Below are 656 nucleotides of genomic sequence, written 5' to 3' on the forward strand. Positions count from 1 at the left end.
TTTTCGAGGAGTGAAACGTTGCGTCGCGATTGACGTATGAACGTGCGTCATTACATTATCAGAGGAAGCTAACAAGGATGTCGCCATGCACACCACCCGCCTGACCAAAGTTGGAAATTCCACCGGGGTTACCATTCCGCGCGATGTGTTGGCGGAGGCAGGACTAGGACGGGGTGATGCGGTCAGCGTATCCGTTCGTGAAGGGCGGATCGAGATCGCGCGTGCCGATGGAACCTATGGCCAAGCCATGGAAGCTGGTCGGGCCTTTGCAGCACGCTATCGCCGCACCATGGCGGCGCTGGCGAAATGAGCGAACCGCTGTTCCCACCGGTCGAAGCCATCATCGACATCCACACTGAGCTGCTTTCCGAACATGGTGGCGCTCCTGGCTTGCGAGACCGTGGTGCACTGGAAGCCTCTGTCGCACGAGGCCGGCAAATCATCGCTTATGCCGAGGGTCCGGTCACTGTCTTCGACTTGGCCGCCGCGATCTGCGTCAGCATTCTGCGCAACCATCCCTTCGTGGACGGAAACAAGCGGGCGGGTTTCGCGGCGCTTGGTATGACGTTGCTGATGAACGGCCTGCACCTGGATGTCAGCGAGCGAGAAGCTGCCGACATGATTATATCCGTTGCCGCCGGGGAACGATCCGAAGA

At 59.3% G+C, this 656-nt stretch carries 2 protein-coding genes; both read left to right on the forward strand.

Features of this window, described 5'->3' with window-relative positions:
- The first annotated feature begins 85 nt into the window (after positions 1-85).
- Complete coding sequence (locus tag GE253_RS25690) at positions 86-310, forward strand: AbrB/MazE/SpoVT family DNA-binding domain-containing protein (RefSeq protein ID WP_153206988.1); 225 nt, start codon at positions 86-88, stop codon at positions 308-310.
- The coding region (locus tag GE253_RS25695; RefSeq protein ID WP_153206989.1) for a type II toxin-antitoxin system death-on-curing family toxin at positions 307-656 on the forward strand (350 nt) is incomplete at its 3' end. The genes GE253_RS25690 and GE253_RS25695, both read left to right, overlap by 4 nt.

It is taken from the genome of Niveispirillum sp. SYP-B3756 (assembly GCF_009495745.1).
GTDB lineage: Bacteria > Pseudomonadota > Alphaproteobacteria > Azospirillales > Azospirillaceae > Niveispirillum.